Origin of the sequence: Xenophilus sp. (genome assembly GCF_044462705.1) — a bacterium.
GTDB classification, from domain to species: domain Bacteria; phylum Pseudomonadota; class Gammaproteobacteria; order Burkholderiales; family Burkholderiaceae_C; genus Xenophilus; species Xenophilus azovorans.
The window spans coordinates 1-2,826 of the sequence record NZ_JBIQNC010000336.1 but is presented as its reverse complement, the minus strand read 5'-3'; the positions used below and the strand labels follow the sequence as shown (position 1 = coordinate 2,826).

The window sequence follows — 2,826 nt, the reverse complement described above, 5'->3', positions numbered from 1 at the left end:
CTCAATTGGTGGATTTGGCCCCGAGTCGCAAGACTCGGGGCTTTTTTCTTGGCGCCGTGGATCACAACGGCCGGTCTAGCTGCTCTGGCTGCCCTGGCTGCTGCCGGTGTTGCCTCGGCGCAATCGTCGGTGACGCTGTTCGGCGTGGTGGACGCCGGCATCAGCAGCTACTCGAACAAGAGCCAACTGGTCACCGACCCCTTCGTCCTGGCGACCGATCCCCTTGCCTACATCTTCCAGGCGGATTCCGCCAAGAAGAGCTGGACCGGCATGACCGTCGGCAACGAATCGTCCGCCCGTCTCGGCTTTCGTGGCGTGGAAGACCTGGGTGGGGGTCTGGCGGCCAGCTTCTGGCTGGAATCGTCGATCCGCAACGATGACGCGTCGTACGCACTGAACTTCAACCGCCGCGCCACCGTCAGCCTGTCGGGCGCCTTCGGTGAAATCCGCCTGGGCCGCGACTACAAGCCGACGTTCTCCAACAACTCCGTTTTCGATCCGTTCGGCACCGTGGGCGTGGGCACCAACCTCATCCAGAAGGCCGCCGGCGCCGCTCCACTGACGGCAAGCAACTTGGTCGGTTCCGATTGGGCTTTTGAGTCCGACAACGTCCGCGCTTCCAACTCGGTCGGCTACTTCCTGCCCCGGAACTTGGGCGGCTTCTACGGCAACGTGATGTATGCCTTCCACGAGAAGGCCAAGTACAGCGACGGCACGTTCACGCCCGCCAACGGCGACACGCGCTCGGGCCGCTATTGGGGAGGCCGCTTCGGCTACGCCAACGGCCCGCTGGATGTGGCCGTGGCCTATGGTGAACAGAACGTCGAGTCCGACTACTACGATGGTTTCGACCGCACCGTAAAGACCTTCAACGTCGGCGCATCCTACGACTTCGGCGTGCTCAAGCTGGTCGGCGAATACGCCCGCGTCAAATCCGACGGCGAGTACACGAACGTGTCGCCGTTCGAATCGCTGGCTGTCACCAACGGCCGTCTGAACGGCTATCACATCGGCCTGACCGCACCGGTGGGCGCTGGCGTCATCAAGGCGTCCTACGGCCGCGTGACGCTCAAGCCTTCGGTGCATTACTACGGTCTGGCGCCGCTGCCGAGCCTGAAAGACTACTGGGCACAGGCCTTCGGCAACCAGGGCAACCCCAAGGCTGATCAGATCGCCGTGGGCTACGTGCACAACCTGTCCAAGCGCACGGCTCTGTACGGCACCGTGGCCTACATCAAGAACAAGAATGGGGCTGACTATTCCGTGGGCGGCATCGCGCGCGGCAACTGGATCAGCGGCGACTATCGCCCGAAGACCTCCATCGGCTACGACCTGGGCATCCGCCACGCTTTCTGATTCCCGCTGGCTGATGCCAGATCAGGATCGGAGGCCAAGGCCACCTCGCGACAGCGGGGTGGCTTTTTCATTCAAGGACCACTCTTCCTCCCGCGCCGGCTTTGCAGCAGATCCACGTTCATCTCACCGCTCAGGGTCGAGGCGTAGAAGCGCTCGATCATGTTGACGCTGGTGCGCGCGTTGCGCGCCAGGGTGAGCATGTCGATGCCCTGGCCGTACAGCAGGCGCAGCGTGATGGCGGTGTGGCGCAGGCAGTAGAGGGTGCGCGTCTGCCCCAGCGGCCCCGTCTCCAGACCGGTTTGCTGCGGCACCCATTTGAAAAAGAAGTTCAGCACCGCCAGCGCCTGATTGCGGTCCTTGACGCGCGGCAGGAACAGGTAGTCATCGGGCGCAGCCAGGCCTTCGCTGCGCCGCTGCCGGAGCAACGCCTCATAGACGTGCACGGCCGGCCGCAGGCTCACCACGGACTGGCCGTGCCGCTTCGTTTCCGGCAGCCGCAGGCGCAGGTAAAGCTGACGCCCGCGCACGACGTCGACATGCTTGTGTCGGACGAGCTTGACGTCGCTGGGCCGCACGAAGGTGTTGACCATCCAGCGGATCAGCCACGACATCTCGTCCGGCATGTACAACAGGTCGCGGGCGATCCAGAACCTGTCGCCGGCGTCCAGAGTGCCCAGTATCGGATGCGCTTGTCCGCGCAACGCCCGCGCCGCGGAAGCGAGCTGCCGATATTCCGCTACGCTGAAGCTGCCGCGCGGCCGGCTGCGGACCTTGACCTTGGGCAAGCGCGGCAACTCGTGCAACACGCCGGTGAGCACGCCGTGCATGAGAACCTTGCGCAGCAGCACCACGTATTGCGAGAGGGTCGTGCTCGACAGGCCCTGATCACCCAGCCGGTCGATCAGGCGCTGCCCCGCCGCGGCGTCGACGCGGTGCGCCGGCAGATCGCCCAGCAAAGGCAGGATGTGCGCTCTCAGCCGGTTGTCCATCACCTGCCAACTGCCCCGGGCGATTTCGCCGCGAGCCACTCGCGCACGCTCGGCATCGAGCAACTGGAAAGCGAGGTCTCTGACACAAAGGTCTGACGACGCTTCGCTGCTTGTCAGCTCGCCCGGGAGCCCGACGCTCCCTGGATGTGCTCGCTCGGAAAAAGCCGGATCGTTGGCTGCGGTCACTCTCGTCAGCATGGCGATGACAAAAGTGTCCACGCCGCATGCCGACAGCAAATCGTGTGCCGATTTATCATCACTGGCTCCTCTCAAGACGCTTCCCCCTCCGCCATGCCCTCCCGCCAGGAGCCGGCTCTGACGCCCGCCGACTATCTCAAGAAAATCCTCACCGCCCGCGTCTACGACGTGGCGGTCGAGTCAGCGCTCGAACCGGCGCGTGCGCTCAGCGCGCGCATCGGCAACACCGTCCTGCTCAAGCGCGAGGACCAGCAGCCGGTGTTCAGCTTCAAGCTGCGCGGGG

The 2,826-nt window shown here is 64.6% G+C and carries 2 protein-coding genes and 1 pseudogene; 2 read left to right on the top strand and 1 reads right to left on the bottom strand.

The window, feature by feature from the left end; translation table 11 throughout:
* Window positions 1-60: 60 nt before the first annotated feature.
* Window positions 61-1,356 carry a porin gene (locus ACIY1X_RS25780; RefSeq protein WP_038207736.1) on the top strand — a complete coding sequence of 432 codons (1,296 nt, stop codon included), beginning with the start codon at window positions 61-63 and terminating at the stop codon, window positions 1,354-1,356.
* A 71-nt stretch (window positions 1,357-1,427) separates the two neighbouring features.
* Here ACIY1X_RS25780 and ACIY1X_RS25775 read toward each other — a convergent pair whose 3' ends face one another.
* Complete coding sequence (locus ACIY1X_RS25775; protein ID WP_399686368.1) at window positions 1,428-2,564, bottom strand: hypothetical protein; 1,137 nt, start codon at window positions 2,562-2,564, stop codon at window positions 1,428-1,430.
* A 72-nt stretch (window positions 2,565-2,636) separates the two neighbouring features.
* Between ACIY1X_RS25775 and ACIY1X_RS25770 the strand changes: the two are divergent.
* Window positions 2,637-2,826: pseudogene (locus ACIY1X_RS25770) on the top strand (threonine ammonia-lyase, biosynthetic); the annotation flags it as partial.